A 346-nucleotide genomic window follows, 5' to 3' on the forward strand; every position below is an offset into this window, starting at 1 on the left:
CAGGATGGTTTTGTGGTCGGCGGCGATCACAGCTCTGTTCCTCCATCAACGACCGCAATCATCAAGGCTGCAAAATGACAGTACTACGAAATATACAGACGGATCGACATTACAGCGCATGGCTAGATGACGATACGGGTGAGGTGCATGCTTCGCTTATCAGCGATACGTCGACGAGCCCGAGAGCGCGACTCACGATCAATCAACCGGGTTTGAATCTGGAGCCCGTATTGAAGTTCGTGCTTTACGAAGTGGACACGCGACCGCGTTTGACGATCCATGTCGAAGACGGTGCGGCGCTTGCGCTGGCCATGCTTCTTGGCTCTATGGCCGAAAGCGAAAACCC

1 protein-coding gene is annotated in these 346 nt (G+C 54.0%); it reads left to right on the forward strand.

The window, feature by feature from the left end:
* Positions 1 to 74: 74 nt before the first annotated feature.
* Positions 75 to 346, forward strand: a 272-nt coding sequence (locus AC1RPH_RS08090) for a hypothetical protein (RefSeq protein ID WP_481762073.1), incomplete at its 3' end; no start/stop codon positions are given.

It is taken from the genome of Dellaglioa sp. CoH-57-MRSF-16 (genome assembly GCF_056782055.1).